This window comes from Streptomyces sp. NPDC003720 (assembly GCF_042875075.1).
In the GTDB taxonomy this organism is placed as follows: Bacteria; Actinomycetota; Actinomycetes; order Streptomycetales; family Streptomycetaceae; genus Streptomyces.
The window spans coordinates 373,328-390,755 of the sequence record NZ_JBIANZ010000008.1; the positions used below are offsets into that span (position 1 = coordinate 373,328).

Annotated in this window: 20 protein-coding genes; 11 read left to right on the forward strand and 9 right to left on the reverse strand. The window is 73.2% G+C overall.

Annotation, left to right across the window (positions count from 1 at the left end):
- Positions 1-13: 13 nt before the first annotated feature.
- On the reverse strand, positions 14-1,066 hold the full coding sequence (locus ACFYU0_RS23905) for a GNAT family N-acetyltransferase (RefSeq protein WP_389304029.1): 1,053 nt from the start codon (positions 1,064-1,066) through the stop codon (positions 14-16).
- Positions 1,067-1,206: 140 nt separating this feature from the next.
- Between ACFYU0_RS23905 and fdxA the strand changes: the two genes are divergently transcribed.
- Entirely contained in the window at positions 1,207-1,524 is a 318-nt protein-coding gene (gene fdxA / locus ACFYU0_RS23910; protein WP_004926152.1) for a ferredoxin, read from the forward strand.
- A 123-nt stretch (positions 1,525-1,647) separates the two neighbouring features.
- Complete coding sequence (locus tag ACFYU0_RS23915; RefSeq protein ID WP_389304031.1) at positions 1,648-2,745, forward strand: bifunctional succinyldiaminopimelate transaminase/glutamate-prephenate aminotransferase; 1,098 nt, start codon at positions 1,648-1,650, stop codon at positions 2,743-2,745.
- Positions 2,746-2,821: 76 nt separating this feature from the next.
- On the opposite strand, the gene ACFYU0_RS23920 is transcribed toward ACFYU0_RS23915, so the two are convergent.
- Complete coding sequence (locus ACFYU0_RS23920) at positions 2,822-3,274, reverse strand: ATP-binding protein (protein WP_389304033.1); 453 nt, start codon at positions 3,272-3,274, stop codon at positions 2,822-2,824.
- A 278-nt stretch (positions 3,275-3,552) separates the two neighbouring features.
- A complete protein-coding gene (locus ACFYU0_RS23925; protein WP_389304034.1) occupies positions 3,553-4,551 on the reverse strand; it encodes a heavy metal transporter in 999 nt (332 codons plus the stop codon).
- A gap of 95 nt (positions 4,552-4,646) precedes the next feature.
- On the opposite strand from ACFYU0_RS23925, the gene dapE reads away from it, so the two are divergent.
- Together dapE and ACFYU0_RS23935 are read left to right on the forward strand one after the other, a co-directional pair.
- Complete coding sequence (gene dapE / locus ACFYU0_RS23930; RefSeq protein WP_389304036.1) at positions 4,647-5,726, forward strand: succinyl-diaminopimelate desuccinylase; 1,080 nt, start codon at positions 4,647-4,649, stop codon at positions 5,724-5,726.
- Positions 5,727-5,830: 104 nt separating this feature from the next.
- On the forward strand, positions 5,831-6,589 hold the full coding sequence (locus ACFYU0_RS23935) for a TIGR00730 family Rossman fold protein (RefSeq protein WP_351662438.1): 759 nt from the start codon (positions 5,831-5,833) through the stop codon (positions 6,587-6,589).
- A gap of 65 nt (positions 6,590-6,654) precedes the next feature.
- Here ACFYU0_RS23935 and folP read toward each other — a convergent pair whose 3' ends face one another.
- A complete protein-coding gene (gene folP / locus ACFYU0_RS23940) occupies positions 6,655-7,515 on the reverse strand; it encodes a dihydropteroate synthase (protein ID WP_351662440.1) in 861 nt (286 codons plus the stop codon).
- 137 nt (positions 7,516-7,652) lie between these two features.
- Between folP and ACFYU0_RS23945 the strand changes: the two genes are divergently transcribed.
- Positions 7,653-8,003, forward strand: coding sequence for a DivIVA domain-containing protein (locus tag ACFYU0_RS23945; protein WP_351662442.1), 351 nt, complete (start codon positions 7,653-7,655; stop codon positions 8,001-8,003).
- A complete protein-coding gene (locus tag ACFYU0_RS23950; RefSeq protein ID WP_351662444.1) occupies positions 8,000-8,605 on the forward strand; it encodes a DNA-3-methyladenine glycosylase I in 606 nt (201 codons plus the stop codon). Before ACFYU0_RS23945 ends, ACFYU0_RS23950 begins: the two co-directional genes overlap by 4 nt.
- Before the next feature lie 68 nt (positions 8,606-8,673).
- Here the strand turns inward: ACFYU0_RS23950 and ACFYU0_RS23955 are convergent, their stop codons facing one another.
- Entirely contained in the window at positions 8,674-9,477 is an 804-nt protein-coding gene (locus ACFYU0_RS23955; protein WP_389304040.1) for an enoyl-CoA hydratase/isomerase family protein, read from the reverse strand.
- A 386-nt stretch (positions 9,478-9,863) separates the two neighbouring features.
- Here ACFYU0_RS23955 and ACFYU0_RS23960 point away from each other — a divergent pair, with 386 nt between their 5' ends.
- Entirely contained in the window at positions 9,864-10,031 is a 168-nt protein-coding gene (locus ACFYU0_RS23960; RefSeq protein WP_018544333.1) for a DUF3117 domain-containing protein, read from the forward strand.
- Between the two features lie 87 nt (positions 10,032-10,118).
- Here the strand turns inward: ACFYU0_RS23960 and ACFYU0_RS23965 are convergent, their stop codons facing one another.
- Complete coding sequence (locus ACFYU0_RS23965; RefSeq protein ID WP_351662982.1) at positions 10,119-10,817, reverse strand: O-methyltransferase; 699 nt, start codon at positions 10,815-10,817, stop codon at positions 10,119-10,121.
- 162 nt (positions 10,818-10,979) lie between these two features.
- Here ACFYU0_RS23965 and sigE point away from each other — a divergent pair, with 162 nt between their 5' ends.
- The 4 genes from sigE to ACFYU0_RS23985 all read left to right on the forward strand — a co-directional run bounded on the left by sigE (position 10,980) and on the right by ACFYU0_RS23985 (position 14,142).
- Positions 10,980-11,765 carry an RNA polymerase sigma factor SigE gene (sigE, locus tag ACFYU0_RS23970; protein WP_389304042.1) on the forward strand — a complete coding sequence of 262 codons (786 nt, stop codon included), beginning with the start codon at positions 10,980-10,982 and terminating at the stop codon, positions 11,763-11,765.
- Complete coding sequence (locus ACFYU0_RS23975) at positions 11,762-12,751, forward strand: anti-sigma factor family protein (RefSeq protein WP_389304043.1); 990 nt, start codon at positions 11,762-11,764, stop codon at positions 12,749-12,751. Before sigE ends, ACFYU0_RS23975 begins: the two co-directional genes overlap by 4 nt.
- Before the next feature lie 82 nt (positions 12,752-12,833).
- Positions 12,834-13,262 (forward strand): sec-independent translocase, encoded by a 429-nt coding sequence (locus ACFYU0_RS23980; RefSeq protein ID WP_351662453.1) that lies wholly within the window; start codon positions 12,834-12,836, stop codon positions 13,260-13,262.
- A 208-nt stretch (positions 13,263-13,470) separates the two neighbouring features.
- Complete coding sequence (locus ACFYU0_RS23985) at positions 13,471-14,142, forward strand: hypothetical protein (RefSeq protein WP_351662455.1); 672 nt, start codon at positions 13,471-13,473, stop codon at positions 14,140-14,142.
- Positions 14,143-14,264: 122 nt separating this feature from the next.
- Here the strand turns inward: ACFYU0_RS23985 and ACFYU0_RS23990 are convergent, their stop codons facing one another.
- The 3 genes from ACFYU0_RS23990 to ACFYU0_RS24000 are packed head-to-tail and all read right to left on the reverse strand — an operon-like array spanning position 14,265 to position 17,326.
- The gene (locus tag ACFYU0_RS23990) at positions 14,265-15,398 is read right to left on the reverse strand and encodes an Mrp/NBP35 family ATP-binding protein (RefSeq protein WP_389304046.1); all 1,134 of its coding nucleotides are present in this window, start codon (positions 15,396-15,398) and stop codon (positions 14,265-14,267) included.
- 43 nt (positions 15,399-15,441) lie between these two features.
- On the reverse strand, positions 15,442-16,047 hold the full coding sequence (locus ACFYU0_RS23995) for a DUF1003 domain-containing protein (protein ID WP_351662459.1): 606 nt from the start codon (positions 16,045-16,047) through the stop codon (positions 15,442-15,444).
- Positions 16,037-17,326, reverse strand: coding sequence for a magnesium transporter MgtE N-terminal domain-containing protein (locus ACFYU0_RS24000; RefSeq protein WP_351662461.1), 1,290 nt, complete (start codon positions 17,324-17,326; stop codon positions 16,037-16,039). The genes ACFYU0_RS23995 and ACFYU0_RS24000 overlap by 11 nt, the downstream gene beginning before the upstream one ends.
- Positions 17,327-17,428: the final 102 nt, after the last annotated feature.

Consider the following 17,428-nt stretch of genomic DNA (forward strand, 5'->3'; position numbering starts at 1 on the left):
CCCACGGCGATCGCTACGGCCCTCCGGCGCCACCGGTGTCCGGCAGGCGGTAGTGGTGGTACGCGTGGTGGGGTGCGAGGCCCAGCCGGGCGTACAGCCCCCGGGCCCCCTCGTTGTCGCTCTCCACCTGCAGCCAGGCCGCCGAGGCGCCCTCGTCCAGGGCCCGCCGGGCCAGCGCGGCCATCACCTCGGTGGCGAGACCCTGCCGGCGGCGGGCGGGATCGACCTCCACCGCGGCGAACCCGGCCCAGCGTCCGTCCACCACGCACCGTCCGATGGCCGCCGGAGCCTCGCCGGCGGCGCCGGGCACGGTCGCGAACCACACCGAGGGGCCTTCCCCGCTCCCGGCCCCGCCCGAGCGGGAGGACCCCGACCCCAGCACCCGCAGGGCCGCCTCGCTCACCCCCTTGCGCTGGTACCGGGCGAGCCACGCCTCGTCCGCCTCCCGGGACAGCGCCACCCCGGCCCCCTCCGCGGCGTCCGCGAGCGGCGCCAGCGCCCCGGTCCACAGCTCGGCGGTCACCTCGCGCACCCAGCCGCGCCGCTCCAGCTCCGCGCACAGCAGCTCCTGCGTGCCCTCGGCGCCGGTGGCGGTCTGCACGTAGGCGGGCAGGCCCCGCTCGCCGTACCAGCGCCGCACGGCCTCCAGGGCGGCGTCGAGGCCGAGCCCCGGATCGCCGAGCGGCAGCACGCTGTTGGCGCGCCGGGTGAACCCCTGGGCCGCGCGCAGCTCCCACTCGCCCAGCCGCTCGCTCTCCACCGGCCGCCACGCCCGGGCGGCGACCCGGGCCAGCTCCGCGTAGGTGGCGGAGGGGCCCCGGCGGCGGGCCGGTGCGGCCGGGATCACCTTGCCCGCGACCAGCGCGGACTCCGCGAACCGGACGTTCCGCCCGTCCCGCGATGTGATCATGAGCACGCCGTCGTCCCATGATGTGAGAACACCGACCGTGTCGGTGAACTTCTCCGGCCCCGTCCCGGGCTCGCTCAAACGCCGTACCGAGACGCGTTTTCCCACGTCAGCAGCGGTGATGCGGACCTCGAGGCGTCCGTGCGCCGAGATTTCCACTGGTCAGTTCACCCCTCCTGTTCGGATCTTGCCCCAGAACGGAGATACTAGGGGCGGGCATCGACGACGCCGCGCTCCCGCGCGCCAGGCGGCGGAGCCTACGGAGGCCCGCCAGCGCCCTATCGAGGAGGAACGACAGCGTGACCTACGTCATCGCGCAGCCTTGTGTCGACGTGAAGGACAAGGCGTGCATCGAGGAGTGCCCGGTCGACTGCATCTACGAGGGCCAGCGGTCCTTGTACATCCACCCGGACGAATGCGTCGACTGTGGTGCCTGTGAGCCGGTCTGCCCGGTCGAGGCGATCTTCTACGAGGACGACACTCCGGAGGAGTGGAAGGACTACTACAAGGCGAACGTCGAGTTCTTCGACGAGCTGGGTTCCCCCGGCGGGGCCAGCAAGCTGGGCCTGATCGAGCGGGACCACCCCTTCATCGCCGCGCTGCCGCCGCAGGCCTAGTGACCCGCTGGGCGGCGGCCCAGCGGCCCGCAGCGCGCCGCCCCGGTCCCGTACGGCCGATCACCTCGATCAGCGCCGTACGGGACCGTGGCGTTCTCCGAAGCAGAAAGTGAGCCAGCACCCGTGTCCGCAGTCTCCGACCGGCTCCCGGCCTTCCCCTGGGACAAGCTGGAGCCGTACAAGAAGACGGCCGCGGCCCACCCCGGCGGCATCGTCGACCTGTCCGTCGGCACGCCGGTCGACCCGGTCCCCGAACTGATCCAGAAGGCGCTGGTCGACGCGGCCGACTCGCCGGGCTACCCGACGGTCTGGGGCACCCCGGCGCTGCGCGACGCGATCACCGGCTGGCTGGAGCGCCGGCTGGGCGCGCGGGACGTCACCCACCGGCACGTCCTGCCGATCGTCGGCTCCAAGGAACTGGTGGCCTGGCTCCCCACCCAGCTCGGCCTGGGCCCCGGCGACAAGGTCGCGTACCCGCGTCTGGCCTACCCGACGTACGAGGTCGGCGCCCGCCTGGCCCGCGCCGGGTACGAGGTCTACGACGACCCGCGCGACCTGGACCCGGCGAACCTCCGGCTGCTGTGGCTCAACTCCCCGTCGAACCCGACCGGCAAGGTCCTGTCCAAGGGCGAGCTGACGGAGATCGTCGCCTGGGCCCGCGCCCACGGCGTGCTCCTGGTCTCCGACGAGTGCTACCTGGAGCTGGGCTGGGAGGCCGACCCGGTGTCGGTCCTGCACCCGGACGTCAACGGCGGCTCGTACGAGGGCATCGTGGCCGTCCACTCGCTCTCCAAGCGGTCCAACCTGGCCGGCTACCGCGCCGCGTTCGTCGCGGGCGACCCGGCCGTGCTGGGCCCGCTGCTGGAGATCCGCAAGCACGGCGGCATGATGACCTCGGCGCCGACGCAGGCCGCGGTGATGGCGGCGCTGGGCGACGACGAGCACGTGCGGGTCCAGCGCGAGCGCTACGCCGCCCGCCGCGCGCTGCTGCGCGAGGCCCTGCTCGGCCACGGCTTCCGCATCGAGCACAGCGAGGCCAGCCTCTACCTGTGGGCGACCCGCGACGAGTCCTGCTGGGACACCGTCGCCCATCTGGCCGGCCTGGGCATCCTGGTCGCGCCCGGCGACTTCTACGGCGAGGCCGGCGACCGGTTCGTGCGCGTGGCCCTCACCGCGACGGACGAGCGGGTGCGCGCGGCGGTGGAGCGCTTGGCGCCCTAGCCCGTCACCGCACACGCGAACGGGGTCCGGGAGCGTTTCCCGGACCCCGTCGGCCGTGCGCCGGTGACGGCGGAGCTCAGCCGCCGAGCGGGAGCTGCGCGGCCGGCAGGGACGACGTCGGCAGCCCGCCCTGGGTCAGCGAGCCCGTGGACAGCCCGCCCGCCGCACCGGTCGCGGTGCGCCCGATGACGCCGCCGGCCGCCCGGGCCGCGTTCCCGGCCGCGTCCTTCGCCGCGGGCGCCGCCTTCTTCACGGTGCCGGCGCCGGTCCTGGCCACGGACGGGCCCGCCTTCTTGACCGCCTTGCCGCCCGTGTTGCCGGCGATGCCGGTGACGTGCTGCGCCGCACCGTCGACGGTGCTGCCGACGTTGGCCGCGCTGTCCAGCGCGGTCAGGCCGCCCAGCTCCGGGGTGGCCACCGGCTGGTTCGTGGCCGCGCCGGCAGAGCCGGCCGCACCGACCCCGGCGGCCGCTCCCGCTGCGACGAGCAGCGCGGCACGGGCGATCCGGCGGGTCAGGGGGAGGGACATGATGCTCCATTCGACGGGAGGAACGGTGGTGAGCCCGGGCCGGGCCCGGACGCCGTGCTTACCGCTCGAGGCCGATGAAGGTTGCGGACGCCGAAGGTAAAGAATGCGCAACGCATCGCATTATCGTTTGTGGATAAAAACGGGCAAAGGCGGCCCCTCGGGGGTGGTGCAGAAACCTTACGGCCCTTGAATCCCAAGGGCGGTCGAAGAGCCGTCCGCCCCCGGCCGCGGACGCGCCCGCCGCGCGGCCGCACAACCCGGCCGGGTGAGTCCCCGTACTACTGTCCGGCCACGATCCGGACCGACCCCGCGGACTTCTCCGCACCGCCGGCGCCGTCCGCGCCGATCCGGTGCCAGGTGCCGCCGCCGTCCCGCGCGGTCCACTCCCGGTCCGCGTAGGACACCCGCTGGATGTGCAGCGCCGAGGAGTTGGCCACCGCCCAGTGCGCCAGCTGCCAGCCCCGCTCGCGCTCCCGCTCGCCCGTCGCGCCCGCGGCCCCGCGCGCGCCCTCGGACACCGGCACGGTCACCGTCCGCCCGTGCGCGGTCGCCGTCACGCTCGGCGACGGCGACGGCGAGGGCACCGGCGTACCGCCCACCACGGCGTTCGTCTCCTGCAGCGCGTCCCGCCCGAAGTCCCGTACCAGCGCCGCCCGCACCGCGTCCGGGCCCGTCGCCCGCGCGGTGCGCTCCGGGCGGCCGGCGCAGGTCAGCGAGGCCGCCGCGCGGCCGGTCAGCGCGGCCGCCAGCAGCTCGGCGTCCGGCTCGTGCTTGGCGTACGCCTCCGGGTAGCCGCTGCGCTGCACCCGCTGCGCGGCCACCGTCAGCGGCAGGCCGGCGTAGTCCGGCACCTTGGCCAGGTGGGCGTAGAAGATGCCCGCCGCGTAGGCCGGGTCCATGATCTGCCGCTCGGTGCCCCAGCCCTGCGAGGGCCGCTGCTGGAACAGGCCGATGGAGTCGCGGTCGCCGTGTTCGAGGTTGCGCAGGCCCGACTCCTGGAGGGCGGTCGCCAGCGCGATCGTTATGGCCCGCTCCGGCATGTTCCGCCCGGTGCCCACGGCGGCGATCGTCGCCGCGTTCACCGCCTGCTCGGGCGTGAACTCGTACGACGGCCCGTCGTCGCCGGCGGCGACCACCCTGCAGCCGCGGGCGCCCGGACCGCCGGTGACGTACTGCACCACGAGGTAGGCGGCGACGCCGCACAGGACCAACAGCGCGGCGCCGAAACGCAGGAGGCGGCCGCGACGCTTGGGACGGGTGGGGGACGGCTCTGGCACGCGTACAAGGTACTGGAGGCCCTACCGCCCCGGGCGGCGGGTTCCGCACAGCGCGGCGCGGACCCGTCCCGAGGCCATGGCCTAGGGTCGGGACCATGGCCGACACCTCGCTTGACCTCACGCTGGACGCCGCCGAGCTCACCGCCCGGCTCGTGGACTTCCCGTCCGAGAGCGGCACCGAGAAGCCCCTCGCGGACGCCATCGAGGCCGCCCTGCGCGCCCTTCCGCACCTGACGGTCGACCGCCACGGCAACAACGTGATCGCGCGCACCGATCTCGGCCGCGCGGAGCGGGTCGTGCTGGCCGGCCACATCGACACCGTCCCCATCGCCGGCAACGTGCCGTCCCGGCTCGACGAGGACGGCGTCCTGTGGGGCTGCGGCACCTGCGACATGAAGTCGGGCGTGGCGGTGCAGTTGCGCATCGCGGCGACGGTCCCCGCCCCCAACCGCGACCTGACCTTCGTCTTCTACGACAACGAGGAGGTCGCCGCCGAGCTCAACGGCCTGCGGCACGTCGCCGAGGCCCACCCGGACTGGCTGCGCGGCGACTTCGCGGTCCTGCTGGAGCCCTCCGACGCCCAGGTCGAGGGCGGCTGCCAGGGCACGCTGCGGGTGCTGCTGAAGACCCGGGGCGAGCGGGCGCACTCGGCGCGCGGCTGGATGGGCTCCAACGCCATCCACGCGGCCGCCCCGATCCTGGCCCGGCTCGCCTCCTACGAGCCGCGGTGGCCGGTCATCGACGGCCTGGAGTACCGGGAGGGCCTCAACGCCGTGGGGATCTCCGGGGGAGTGGCGGGCAACGTCATCCCCGACGAGTGCGTGGTGACGGTCAACTTCCGCTACGCCCCCGACCGCACCGAGGAGGAGGCGGTCGAGCACGTCCGCGAGGTGTTCGCGGACTGCGGGGTGGAGGAGTTCGTGATCGACGACCACAGCCCCGGCGCGCTGCCCGGCCTCTCCCACCCGGCCGCCGCGGCCTTCATCGAGGCGGTGGGCGGCACCCCGCAGCCCAAGTACGGCTGGACGGACGTCTCCCGCTTCTCCTCGCTCGGCGTGCCCGCCGTCAACTACGGCCCCGGCAACCCGCACCTGGCACACAAGCGGGACGAGCGGGTAGAAGTGGCCAAGATCCTCGCGGGCGAGGAGCGGCTGCGGTCCTGGCTCACCGCGTAGCGGGGGCCACCGGGCGCCGCACGCCGGACATGCTCACGTCCCCCGTCCGAAACCCGCGTGGATCTAGGCTGGGGCCGTACTACCCGCAAGCGGAGGGAGCGCACATGGCGACCGGCAACCCCCTGGGGAAGAAGCAGCCGCCGGACGAGCAGCGGCTCGGACCGGTCCTCCGACGGCGGGACAAGGTGACGGCCAGCACGACCGACCAGCGGCTGCTGGACGAGCGCGCCCCCGCCGACTGGGTCCACACCGACCCCTGGCGGGTGCTGCGGATCCAGTCGGAGTTCGTCGAGGGCTTCGGCACGCTGGCCGAACTCCCGCCCGCGATCAGCGTGTTCGGCTCCGCCCGGACACCGGTGGACTCCGCGGAGTACGACGCGGGCGTGCGGCTCGGCCGCGGGCTGGTCGAGGCCGGCTGGGCGGTGATCACCGGCGGCGGCCCGGGCGCCATGGAGGCGGCCAACAAGGGCGCCTGCGAGGCCGGCGGCACCTCGGTCGGGCTGGGCATCGAGCTGCCCTTCGAGCAGGGACTGAACCCCTACGTCGACATCGGCCTGAACTTCCGCTACTTCTTCGTCCGCAAGATGATGTTCGTCAAGTACGCGCAGGGCTTCGTGGTGCTGCCGGGCGGCCTGGGCACCCTGGACGAGTTCTTCGAGGCCCTCACCCTGGTCCAGACCCAGAAGGTGACCCGCTTCCCGATCGTGCTGTTCGGCACCGAGTACTGGGGCGGGCTGGTGTCCTGGCTGAAGAACACGCTGGTGGCCCAGGGGAAGGCGACCGAGAAGGACCTGCTGCTGTTCCACGTGACCGACGAGGTCGAGGAAGCGGTGGCGCTGGTGTCCAAGGAGGCGGGGCGCTAGGCGCTGTGCCGGGGAGTGGCCGGGGCCGGGGCTCAGCCCCGGCCCCGCTTGCGCTCCGCCCTCGGCTACGCCAGGCCGCGGCGGGCCACCGCCGGGGGGCGGTGGCCGGCGATGGACGCGACCATGTCCAGCACCTGGCGGGTCTCGGCGACCTCGTGCACGCGGTACACCTGCGCCCCCAGCCACGCCGACACCGCGGTCGTCGCCAGCGTGCCGATCAGCCGTTCCTTCACCGGCCGGTCCAGCGTCTCGCCCACGAAGTCCTTGTTGGACAGCGACACCAGCACGGGCCACCCCGTGGCGACCATCTCGTCCAGCCGCCGCGTCGCCTCCAGGCTGTGCCGCGTGTTCTTGCCGAAGTCGTGCCCGGGATCGATCAGCACCGACTCGCGGGGCACCCCGAGGGCGACGGCGCGCTCCGCCAGCCCCAGGGTCACCTCCAGGACGTCGGCCACGACGTCGTCGTAGGCCACCCGGTGCGGGCGGGTCCGGGGCTCGGCCCCGCCCGCGTGCGTGCACACCAGCCCCGCGCCGTGCCGCGCGGCGACCTCCGCGAGGGCGGGGTCGACGCCGCCCCACGCGTCGTTCAGCAGGTCCGCGCCCGCCTCGCACACCGCCTCGCCGACCTCGGCCCGCCAGGTGTCCACGCTGATGACCACGTCGGGGAAGCGGCGGCGTACCTCGGCGACGAAGCCCACCGTCCGGCGTGCCTCCTCCTCGGCCGTGACCTCCTCGCCCGGTCCCGCCTTCACCCCGCCGATGTCGACGATCGCGGCGCCCTCGGCCACCGCCCGCTCCACACGGGCGAGGGCCGCCTCGTCCTGGAAGGTGGCCCCCTGGTCGTAGAAGGAGTCCGGGGTCCGGTTCACGATCGCCATGATCACGGGCTCATGCGGCCCGAATTCCCGCTTCCCCAGCCTGAGCATCCCCTGTGACCTCTCCTCGTACGTGCCTCGGTACAGCCGCCTGCGACCCTAACCGCCCCGATCGCATGGCACGATCGGAGCCTGACAGATTCGTCTTCCGGCACAGCGTCCGGTACCGAGCGTGGGGACCCCTGGCGATGCTGATGTTCTTGTTCCTGGTCGTCGCCCTGGCCGTCGTGGTGGCCGCGGTGACACTCGCCGTGGTCAGCGGCGGCGAGCGCGGCCCCTTGCCGGAGGCCGCCCCGGAGCGGCTGCGGGACCCCCTGCCCCCGGACCGCCCGGTCGGCGGCCAGGACGTGGAGAACCTGCGCTTCCCGCTCGCGCCGCGCGGCTACCGCATGTCCGACGTGGACGACGCCCTCGGCCGGCTCGCCGCCGAACTCGCCGAGCGGGACGCCCGGATCGCCGACCTGGAGTCCGCGCTGGCCGGCGCCCGCGCCGCCGCGCACACCCGGCTGGACAAGCCGGGCCAGGGGGACCAGCGATGACCGCCGGAGCCGCCCTGGCCGGGCCCGACGGCAGGGCACGCTGCCCGTGGGCCCTGTCCGCCGAGGACTACGTCTCGTACCACGACGAGGAGTGGGGCCGGCCGGTCCACGGCGACGACGCCCTCTTCGAGCGGGTCAGCCTGGAGGCCTTCCAGTCGGGCCTCTCCTGGATCACGATCCTGCGCCGCCGCCCGGGCTTCCGCGCCGCGTTCGCGGGCTTCCACATCGAGAAGGTCGCCGCGTTCACGGACGAGGACCGCGAGCGGCTGCTGGCCGACCCGGGCATCATCCGCAACCGCGCCAAGATCGACGCGACGCTCTCCAACGCGCGCGTGCTCGCCGGCTGGGCCGAGGGCGAGCTGGACGAGCTGATCTGGTCGCACGCCCCCGACCCGGCGGGCCGCCCGGTGCCGCGGACCCTGGCCGACGTCGCCGCCGTCACCCCCGAGTCCACGGCCCTGTCCAAGGCGCTGAAGAGGCGGGGCCTGAAGTTCGTCGGCCCCACGACGGCGTACGCGCTGATGCAGGCCTGCGGCCTGGTCGACGACCACCTGGAGGGGTGCGTCAGCCGCACCTCTCCGGTGGTCCGGCCGCTCGGTTAGGTCGTGTCCGCGAAGTCGCGTCGTTCGCCCGTGACGCATACGCGACTTTGCGGACCCGGCCTAGCGGGTCAGCGGCCCAGGTACTTCGGCTTCTCCTTGTTCACGAAGGCCTGGACCGCGATCGCGTGGTCCTCGGAGCTGCCCGCGCGGGTCTGCAGCTCGTCCTCCTTGTCCAGGGTCTCGGCGAGGGAGTGCGTCAGGCCGTAGGCCACCGCCTCCTTGATCGCCGAGTACGCCACCGTCGGGCCCTCGGCCAGGGCCCGGGCCACCTTCTCGGCCTCGGTCCGCAGCTCGGCGGCCGGCACCAGCCGGTTGGCGATGCCCAGCTCCAGGGCCTCCTGCGCGCTGATGTTGCGCGGGAAGAGCAGCAGGTCGGTGGCGCGGCCCGGGCCGACCACCCGGGGCAGCGTCCAGGAGATGCCCGAGTCGGCGGTGAGCGCGACGCCGGCGAACGAGGTGTTGAAGGCCGCGGTGTCGGCCACCACCCGGTAGTCGGCGGCCAGCGCGAAGCCGAAGCCGGCCCCGGCGGCGACCCCGTTCACCGCGGCGACCACCGGCTTCGCCGCCGCGGTCAGCGCCCGCACGATCGGGTTGTAGTGCTCCCGGACCGTGGTCATCGTCTGCCCGGACCCGGTCTCGCGGTCCGTCATCAGCAGCCCGATGTGCTCCTTGAGGTCCTGGCCCACGCAGAACGCCCGGTCCCCGGCCGCGGTCAGCAGGATCGCCCGCACGGCGTCGTCCCCGGCCGCGGATTCCGCCGCCTCCCGGAGGGCGACCTTGGTCGCGACGTTCAGCGCGTTCATCGCCTCCGGGCGGTTCAGCGTGATCGTCGCGAGTCCGTCGGTCACCTCGTAGAGAACGGTGTCGGCCATGGGGCATCTCCTCCGGTGAGAAGTGGTGAGAAGTGGTGACGTACCGCTCAGTACGCCACGGTCCGAAGGACAGCATGGCGGACTTCGCCGCGCGGGCGCCCTGCCGGAGGTGTGACCTGCGTCAAACAAAAAGCGGGCGGCGCCGCTCGCGGCAGGTCCGTGCGGTGGCGAAGTATCGCAGCCACATCGCCGAATTGAGTGGTTTTGCTCGCGCGCGTTGCGCAAGCGATGCTGACTGATGTTGGTCATCGGGTCCTGCGATGCGGGATAATGGCCTGGAAGCAATGTGTTCGATGCCGGTGTCGCGTGTCCGGTACTAGGACCGCGGGGTGCCCTTCGTGGGGCTTCGGCAGACGATGAGCCTGGTTTCAGGAAGGGGAACGAGCATGGCGGCCATGAAGCCGCGGACGGGTGATGGCCCGCTCGAGGTGACCAAGGAGGGGCGGGGCATCGTCATGCGCGTTCCGCTCGAAGGCGGCGGTCGACTCGTCGTCGAGCTGACCCCTGACGAGGCCGAGGCGCTCGGCGACGCCCTCAAGAAGGTCGTCGTCTGACGAGCCGGCGATCCTGTCCTTCCGTCCGCCCCGGCATCGTATGCGGTGCCGGGGCGGACGTGCGTCCGGACCCCCCGGGCGCCCGTCTCACCGCTTGACGGCGCAGAGCAGTCCGTCGCCCACCGGCAGCAGTGACGTCACCAGCTCCTGGCTCTCCCGCACCGTGCGCAGCAGCTCGCGCAGCCGCAGCACCTCCGAGGGCTGCGGTCCCGAGTCGACGGTGCGGCCGTTGGCGAAGATCCCCTCGAAGACCACCAGGCCGCCCGGGCGCAGCAGGCGCAACGATTCAGCTAGGTAGTCCGAGTACTCCTGCCGGTCCCCGTCGCAGAAGACGAGGTCGTAGCCGGCGTCCGCGAGCCGGGGCAGCACGTCCAGCGCGCGGCCCGGGATGAACCGGGCCCGGTTGCTGGCGAAGCCGCAGGCCCGGAAGGCCTGCCGGGCGAACTGCTGGTGCTCCGGCTCCGGGTCGACCGTGGTGAGCACCCCGTCCGGGCGCATGCCGTGCAGCAGGTGGATCCCGGACACCCCGCAGCCGGTGCCGATCTCCGCGACCGCCTTCGCGTCCACGGAGGCGGCGAGCAGGCGGAGCGCGGCACCCGTGCCGGGCGACACCGAGCGCAGCCCTGCCTCGCGGGCCCGGTCGCGGGCCCAGCGCAGCGCTTCGTCCTCGGCGACATAGGCGTCGGCGAACGCCCAGCTAGTCTGCCGGTTGGCGGTAATGACGCTCTCCTGTCCCCGTGGGTGCCTGGGCGTGACTGTATCCGTTGGCGTCGGGAACCCGCAGATGGGACCGCGCGTTTACAGGGTTGAGACGAAGGGCCCGGACGCGATGGGGGGCGAGCGGTGGATCGGGACGCCGAGCACATGCTGACGCAGCCGTATGAGCCGTATCAGCCCAGATCAATTTCTCGTAAAACCGCTTATCCGGTCCTAACGGGCGAGGTGGCTATGGTAGGGGCTCCACTGGACACCACCAGAGCTGACAGGGGAGGTGCGGCTGCGCCTGTTGACCGGAGAAGGACGCTGAGGCGTCTTCTCGGGGCGGCGGGGAAGCCGAAATCCGTGACCGACACTGCTGCTGACCACAGCCGGACCGCCGGCACCGCCGGCGCCGCCCAGACCGCGAGCTTCTCCACCGACGCGGACGGGCAGGCGTGGACTCCGCCCACCTGGGAGGAGATCGTCAGCACGCACAGCGGCCGGGTCTACCGCCTGGCCTACCGCCTCACGGGCAACCAGCACGACGCCGAGGACCTCACCCAGGAGGTCTTCGTCCGTGTCTTCCGCTCCCTGTCGACGTACTCGCCGGGCACCTTCGAGGGCTGGCTGCACCGCATCACCACCAACCTGTTCCTGGACATGGTCCGGCGCAAGCAGCGCATCCGTTTCGACGCCCTCGGCGAGGACGCGGCCGAGCGCCTGCCCAGCAAGGAGCCGACCCCGCAGCAGGTCTTCAACGACGCGCACTTCGACGCCGACGTGCAGCAGGCGCTGGACACCCTCGCGCCCGAGTTCCGCGCCGCGGTCGTGCTCTGCGACATCGAGGGACTGTCGTACGAGGAGATCGCCGCGACCCTCGGCGTGAAGCTCGGCACGGTCCGCTCCCGCATCCACCGCGGCCGCTCCCAGCTCCGCAAGGCCCTCGCCCACCGGTCGCCCGAGGCCCGCAAGGCCGAGCGGCGCTCCTTCGTGGCCCGTGTCCCCGCTCTGGGGGGAGGGGGCGCGACCGCGTGAACGGATCCCGTCCGAAACCCGCTCAGCCGCACCTCGCCGAGCAGCACCTGGGAGACCGCCTCTCCGCCCTGGTGGACGGGGAGCTGGGTCATGAGTCGCGCGAGCGCGTCCTCGCCCACCTGGCCACCTGCGCCCGGTGCAAGGCGGAGGCGGACGCCCAGCGCCGGCTGAAGAACGTGTTCGCCGAGGCGGCCCCGCCGCCCCCCTCGGAGAGCTTCCTGGCCCGTCTCCAGGGCCTTCCCGGCGGAGGCGACCTCGACGGCGGCGGCACGCCGGCGCACGGGGGAGGATTCCCCGGGCGCGGCTCCGACACCGGGGTCTTCGGCGTGAGGCGCGAGGAGCGCTTCGAGTTCGGCTACGTGCCGGCCCACGCCGCGGCCCCCGCCTCCGAGCAGCGCGGCTTCCGCATCCATCCCGTCGGCCGCGACGCCGACCGCTCCGCCTCGCGCGGACTGCGGTTCGCGGCGGCCGCCGCCGGGGCGGTGTCGCTGGCCGCGGTCGCGCTCGGCGGCGTCACCACCGCCATCCCCGGCGACCTGGCCGCGGACGCCCGCGGCGGCTCCGGCACCGGCAACGTGGTCCCGGCCCGCTCGGCGGGCGCGGGCGCGGGTGCCGGCGCGGTCACGCCGGACACGCAGCGCCGCCGTGCCGTGGGTCCGCTGCTCGCCCAGGGCGGCAGCCCGCTCGGCCCGGGTCCGGCGGCGCCGACCTCCCTGTCCGCCCCGCTGCTGCCCGGCGCCCAGCCGCCCCTCGCGGGGCAGGTCCAGGACGTCATGCGCGATCTGACGGCGCCCGTGATGGCCGGCGCCGCCGCGGTCTCCCCGCTGATACGCCCGCTGGACGACATCACGCCGCTGCCCCTGACGTCGCGGCCCGCGACGCCCCGGGTGAACGGTCCGGTCCCGCTGAACGCCCCCGTTCCCGACACGCCCTCGGCCTCCGTCACCTCCTCGGCCGTCTCCGAGCCGTCCTCCGGACGGAACTGACCCAAGTCTCACCACCGGGCGGTACCCGTCCGACAGGTGGGCCGGGTACCGTTGAGCGACCGAGGATCGCAAGGAGCGTCAGGTGTTCAATGACATAGGACCACTCGAGCTGGTGACCATCATTGTTCTCGCCGTGCTCGTCTTCGGTCCGGACAAGCTCCCCAAGGTCATCCAGGACGTCATGCGGACGATCCGGAAGATCCGCGAGTTCTCGGAGAGCGCCAAGCAGGACATCCGCACCGAACTCGGCCCGGAGTTCAAGGACTTCGAGTTCGAGGACCTCAACCCCAAGAACTTCATCCGCAAGCAGCTGGACAACGAGGACCTGGGGCTGAAGGAGATCCGCAACGGCTTCGACCTGAAGAAGGAGATGGCCGAGGTCACCGACGCGGTGCACAGCCGCGACGGCCAGGGCTCGTCCTCCTCGTCGGGCGGGCGGATCGACATGGCCAAGAAGCCCGAGGAGCCCGGCAAGGGCGCCCCTCCGCCGTTCGACGCGGACGCCACCTGATCCTAACCGGGCCGGAGTGACGCACTTCACAGCCCGTTCACGTCGCACAGGACCCGGGTGGGCCGTCCGCGCGACCCACGCGCCGGGCGGTTTCCCTGCTGCCCTCACCGGTGTGGATATGCTGCCGAGTTGTTGTGCGGACCGGACGAGTACGCCCGAAGGGGGGCGGGCCTCCCGGTCCGACGAGAGCGAGGAGGCGTCCGGGCAGATGGAGACGACAAGTCGGGTGGGCGCAGACGCGCCGGCCGCGGAGGGCGGGCAACCGGCCCCCTCCGCCCCGCGCACCATCGACGGGTACCTGCGGGCGCCCTTCCCCTGGTACGGCCTCGACGAGGCCTTCACGGGGCCGCGCTGGCTGATGCAGGTCGGTACGGCGGCCGACGGCGCCGTGGAGCACGGTTCGATCGGGCACGGCGACGAGCCCTCCGTGCGCAACGAGCACATGGCCGCGGCCACGGACGAGCCGCGCGAGAAGTTCGCGGTCGTCGTCACCGTGGCCGCGAACCCGTCCCGCCGCAGCGCCGACGGCACGGGACTGCTGGAGGCGACGTCGGTCTCCTCGGCGGCCTGGCTCGCGGGCGTGGGGCTGCTGTCCTTCACCTGGCCCGGGCAGATGGACCACACCCTGCGCGACGACTGGCTGGACCAGCAGACCGAGACCGCCTGGGCGCTGGCCGACGACCTCGGGGGACCGGAGTGGTCCGGACTCTCGCTGCCGGTCGACGGGGTGCCCGTGCCCTTCTACTACCGGGAGTCCGAGTTCGGCTGGGTGCTGGCCGGCACCACCGGGTCCGGCGTGCACGTCGGCGCCTACGGGCGGGGCATGAGCGCCTACGGACTCGGCTTCGCGATCGTCAAGGACGTCGCCGCGTACGCCTGAGGATCCGGTCGGCGTGCGCCCGGGGAACCGGCCGCGTACGCCCGACGGACCCCGCGCACGGCAAAGGGGCGCCAGTACCTCCCGGCGCCCCTTCGTCCCGGGCCGTGCGGCCGCGGGAACGCTCAGAACTTGTTCTTGGGGGTCAGCCCCAGGGACAGGCCCGACAGGCCGCGCTGACGGCCGCCCAGCTTCCCCGCGATCGCCCGCAGGGCGGAGCCCGCCGGGGACTCCGGGTCGCTCAGGACCACCGGCTTGCCCTCGTCGCCGCCCTCGCGCAGCCGGACGTCGATCGGGATGCTGCCGAGCACCGGGACCGACGCGCCCGTGGTGCGGGTGAGGCCGTCGGCGACCGTCTGGCCGCCGCCCGTGCCGAAGACGTCGACCATCTCGCCGCAGTGCGGGCAGGGCAGCCCGGACATGTTCTCCACCACGCCGACGATCTTCTGGTGGGTCTGCACGGCGATGGAGCCGGCTCGTTCGGCCACCTCGGCCGCCGCCTGCTGAGGCGTCGTCACGACCAGGATCTCGGCGTTCGGGACGAGCTGCGCCACCGAGATCGCGATGTCGCCGGTGCCGGGCGGCAGGTCCAGCAGCAGGACGTCCAGGTCGCCCCAGTACACGTCCGCGAGGAACTGCTGCAGCGCGCGGTGCAGCATCGGGCCGCGCCAGACGACCGGCGCGTTGCCCGGGGTGAACATGCCGATGGAGATGACCTTCACGCCGTTCGCCGACGGCGGCATGATCATGTTCTCGACCTGGGTCGGACGGCCGTCCGCGCCCAGCATGCGCGGCACGCTGTGGCCGTAGATGTCGGCGTCCACGACACCGACCTTCAGGCCGTCGGCCGCCATCGCCGCCGCCAGGTTCACCGTCACCGAGGACTTGCCGACGCCGCCCTTGCCGGAGGCGACCGCGTAGACCCGGGTGAGGCTGCCGGGCTTGGCGAACGGGACCTCACGCTCGGCCTGGCCGCCGCGCAGGGCGTTCGCCAGCTCCTTGCGCTGCTCGTCGCTCATCACGTCCAGCGACACGTCGACCCGGGTGACGCCCTCGACCCGGGAGACCGCCTCGGTCACCCGCTGCGTGATCGTCTCGCGCATCGGGCAGCCGGAGACCGTCAGGTACACGGTGACCGCGACCGCGCCGTCCTCCCCGATCTCCACCGATTTGACCATCCCCAGCTCGGTGATGGGTCGGTTGATCTCGGGGTCGTTCACCGTCGCCAGTGCCTCGCGCACCGCGTCTTCCGTAGCCATAGAGACGATGGTACGGCGCTCCGTGGGGCCCGCGGGTAGCCCCTCAGCGGTCTTCTGCGTCACGTCCGGGCGACCGTTCCGCCCGCTCTGCCGGGAATACGACATGCCCGTCGTGGCGCCGCCGTTCCTCCAGTTCCTTCACCAGGTCCTGCAGCTCCGAGCGGATCCAGTCCCGGGTGGCCACCTCGCCGAGGCCGGTGCGCAGCGCGGCGACCTCCCGGGTCAGGTACTCGGTGTCGGCGATCGACCGCTCGTTCTGCTTGCGGTCCTGCTCGAGGTTGACCCGGTCGCGGTCGTCCTGCCTGTTCTGCGCCAGCAGGATCAGCGGGGCCGCGTAGGAGGCCTGCAGGGACAGCATCAGGGTCAGGAAGATGAACGGGTACTGGTCGAAGCGCAGCCCCGCCGGCGCGGCGATGTTCCACAGCACCCACAGGATGATGACGACCGTCATCCAGACGATGAAGCGTCCCGTGCCGAGGAAGCGGGCGATCCGCTCCGACAGCCGGCCGAACGCCTCCGGGTCCCACTCGGGCAGGATCCGGCGCCTCGGCGGGCGCGGCTGGTCCAGACGCGGGGCGCGGGGCCGGGTGGCGGCCGTGGCGCCCACCGGGTTGCGCTCGCGGGTCGCGGTGTCGCGCTCAGGAGCCATGAGTGGCCGCCTCCTCTCCCTCGTCCAGATGGAACTCCGTCTCCCGCCAGTCGTCGGGCAGCATGTGGTCGAGGACGTCGTCCACGGTCACCGCGCCGAGCAGCGCGCCGGACTCGTCCACCACGGGGGCGGCCACCATGTCGTACGCGGCGAAGAACCCGGCGACGACCGGCAGGGCGGCGTCCGGGTCCAGGGTCTGCAGATCGTCGTCGACCATCGAGCTGACCAGGGTGTACGGAGGGTCGCGCAGCAGCCGCTGGAAGTGGACGGTGCCCAGGTACTTGCCGGTCGGGGTCTCGTCGGGCGGCCGGCAGACGTAGACCTGGGCGGCGAGCGCGGGGGAGAGGTCCTGGTTGCGGACCCGGGCGAGCGCGTCGGCGACGGTCGCGTCCGGGCGCAGCACGATCGGCTCGGTGGTCATCAGACCGCCCGCGGTGTGCTCCTCGTACGACATCAGGCGCCGCATGTCGGCCGCGTCGGCGGGCTTCATCAGGCTCAGCAGCCGCTCCTTGTCCGCCTCCGGCAGTTCGGCCAGCAGGTCGGCCGCGTCGTCCGGGTCCATGGCCTCCAGCACGTCCGCCGCGCGCTCCTCGGCCAGCTTGCCGAGGATCTCGATCTGGTCGTCCTCCGGCAGCTCCTCCAGGACGTCGGCGAGACGGTCGTCGTCCAGGGCCGCCGCGACCTCGGCGCGGCGCTTGGCGGACAGGTGGTGCAGCACGTTGGCGAGGTCCGCGGGACGCAGTTGCTCGAACGTGGCGAGCAGGTTCTCGGCGCCCTGGCCGTGCTCCTCCAGGGAGAAGCCGGTCACGGACGACCACTCGACGGTCAGGGTCTCGCCCTTGGCCCGGCGGAAGGCGCCGCCCTTCCTCCCCCTGCGGACGAAGACGCGGTCGATCTCCCAGTCCCGGCGGGCGGGGAGCTGCTGCACGGACAGGTCGAGGACGGTGACCTCCTCGTCGCTCTCCACCAGGCGCACCCGCCGGTCCAGCAGCTCGCCGAAGACGAGCCGCTCGGTGGGCCGCTGCTCGAAGCGGCGCACGTTGAGCACGCCGGTGGTGATGACCTGGCCGGACTCGATACCGGTCACCCGGGTCATGGGCAGGAAGATCCGGCGCCGGGTGGACAGCTCGACGACCAGTCCGAGGACGCGCGGGGGCCGTCGCCCGACGCGCAGCATGACCACCAGGTCGCGTACGCGGCCCACCTGGTCGCCGGCCGGGTCGAAGACGGGGACCCCGGAGAGGTGCGAGACGAAGATCCGGGGGGCGCCGGCTGCCATGACTGTGCTTCCTTTGCTCGCCTTGCTGTGGGATTGCTGTTCTCTGCCCGCTCGCGTGCGCTTCAGGCTAGCCCGTACCGATCCGGTACGCCCTGGTGGGCG

Excerpts from the sequence above, each read along its gene's own strand:
- ACFYU0_RS23920 (WP_389304033.1), bottom strand. The coding sequence starts at position 3,274 with ATGTCCCTCCCCCTGACCCGCCGGATCGCCCGTGCCGCGCTGCTCGTC.
- dapE (WP_389304036.1), top strand. The coding sequence starts at position 4,647 with ATGGCCGACACCTCGCTTGACCTCACGCTGGACGCCGCCGAGCTCACC.
- ACFYU0_RS23935 (WP_351662438.1), top strand. The coding sequence starts at position 5,831 with ATGGCGACCGGCAACCCCCTGGGGAAGAAGCAGCCGCCGGACGAGCAG.
- folP (WP_351662440.1), bottom strand. The coding sequence starts at position 7,515 with ATGCTCAGGCTGGGGAAGCGGGAATTCGGGCCGCATGAGCCCGTGATC.
- ACFYU0_RS23945 (WP_351662442.1), top strand. The coding sequence starts at position 7,653 with ATGCTGATGTTCTTGTTCCTGGTCGTCGCCCTGGCCGTCGTGGTGGCC.
- ACFYU0_RS23950 (WP_351662444.1), top strand. The coding sequence starts at position 8,000 with ATGACCGCCGGAGCCGCCCTGGCCGGGCCCGACGGCAGGGCACGCTGC.
- ACFYU0_RS23955 (WP_389304040.1), bottom strand. The coding sequence starts at position 9,477 with ATGGCCGACACCGTTCTCTACGAGGTGACCGACGGACTCGCGACGATC.
- ACFYU0_RS23960 (WP_018544333.1), top strand. The coding sequence starts at position 9,864 with ATGGCGGCCATGAAGCCGCGGACGGGTGATGGCCCGCTCGAGGTGACC.
- sigE (WP_389304042.1), top strand. The coding sequence starts at position 10,980 with ATGGTAGGGGCTCCACTGGACACCACCAGAGCTGACAGGGGAGGTGCG.
- ACFYU0_RS23985 (WP_351662455.1), top strand. The coding sequence starts at position 13,471 with ATGGAGACGACAAGTCGGGTGGGCGCAGACGCGCCGGCCGCGGAGGGC.
- ACFYU0_RS23990 (WP_389304046.1), bottom strand. The coding sequence starts at position 15,398 with ATGGCTACGGAAGACGCGGTGCGCGAGGCACTGGCGACGGTGAACGAC.
- ACFYU0_RS23995 (WP_351662459.1), bottom strand. The coding sequence starts at position 16,047 with ATGGCTCCTGAGCGCGACACCGCGACCCGCGAGCGCAACCCGGTGGGC.
- ACFYU0_RS24000 (WP_351662461.1), bottom strand. The coding sequence starts at position 17,326 with ATGGCAGCCGGCGCCCCCCGGATCTTCGTCTCGCACCTCTCCGGGGTC.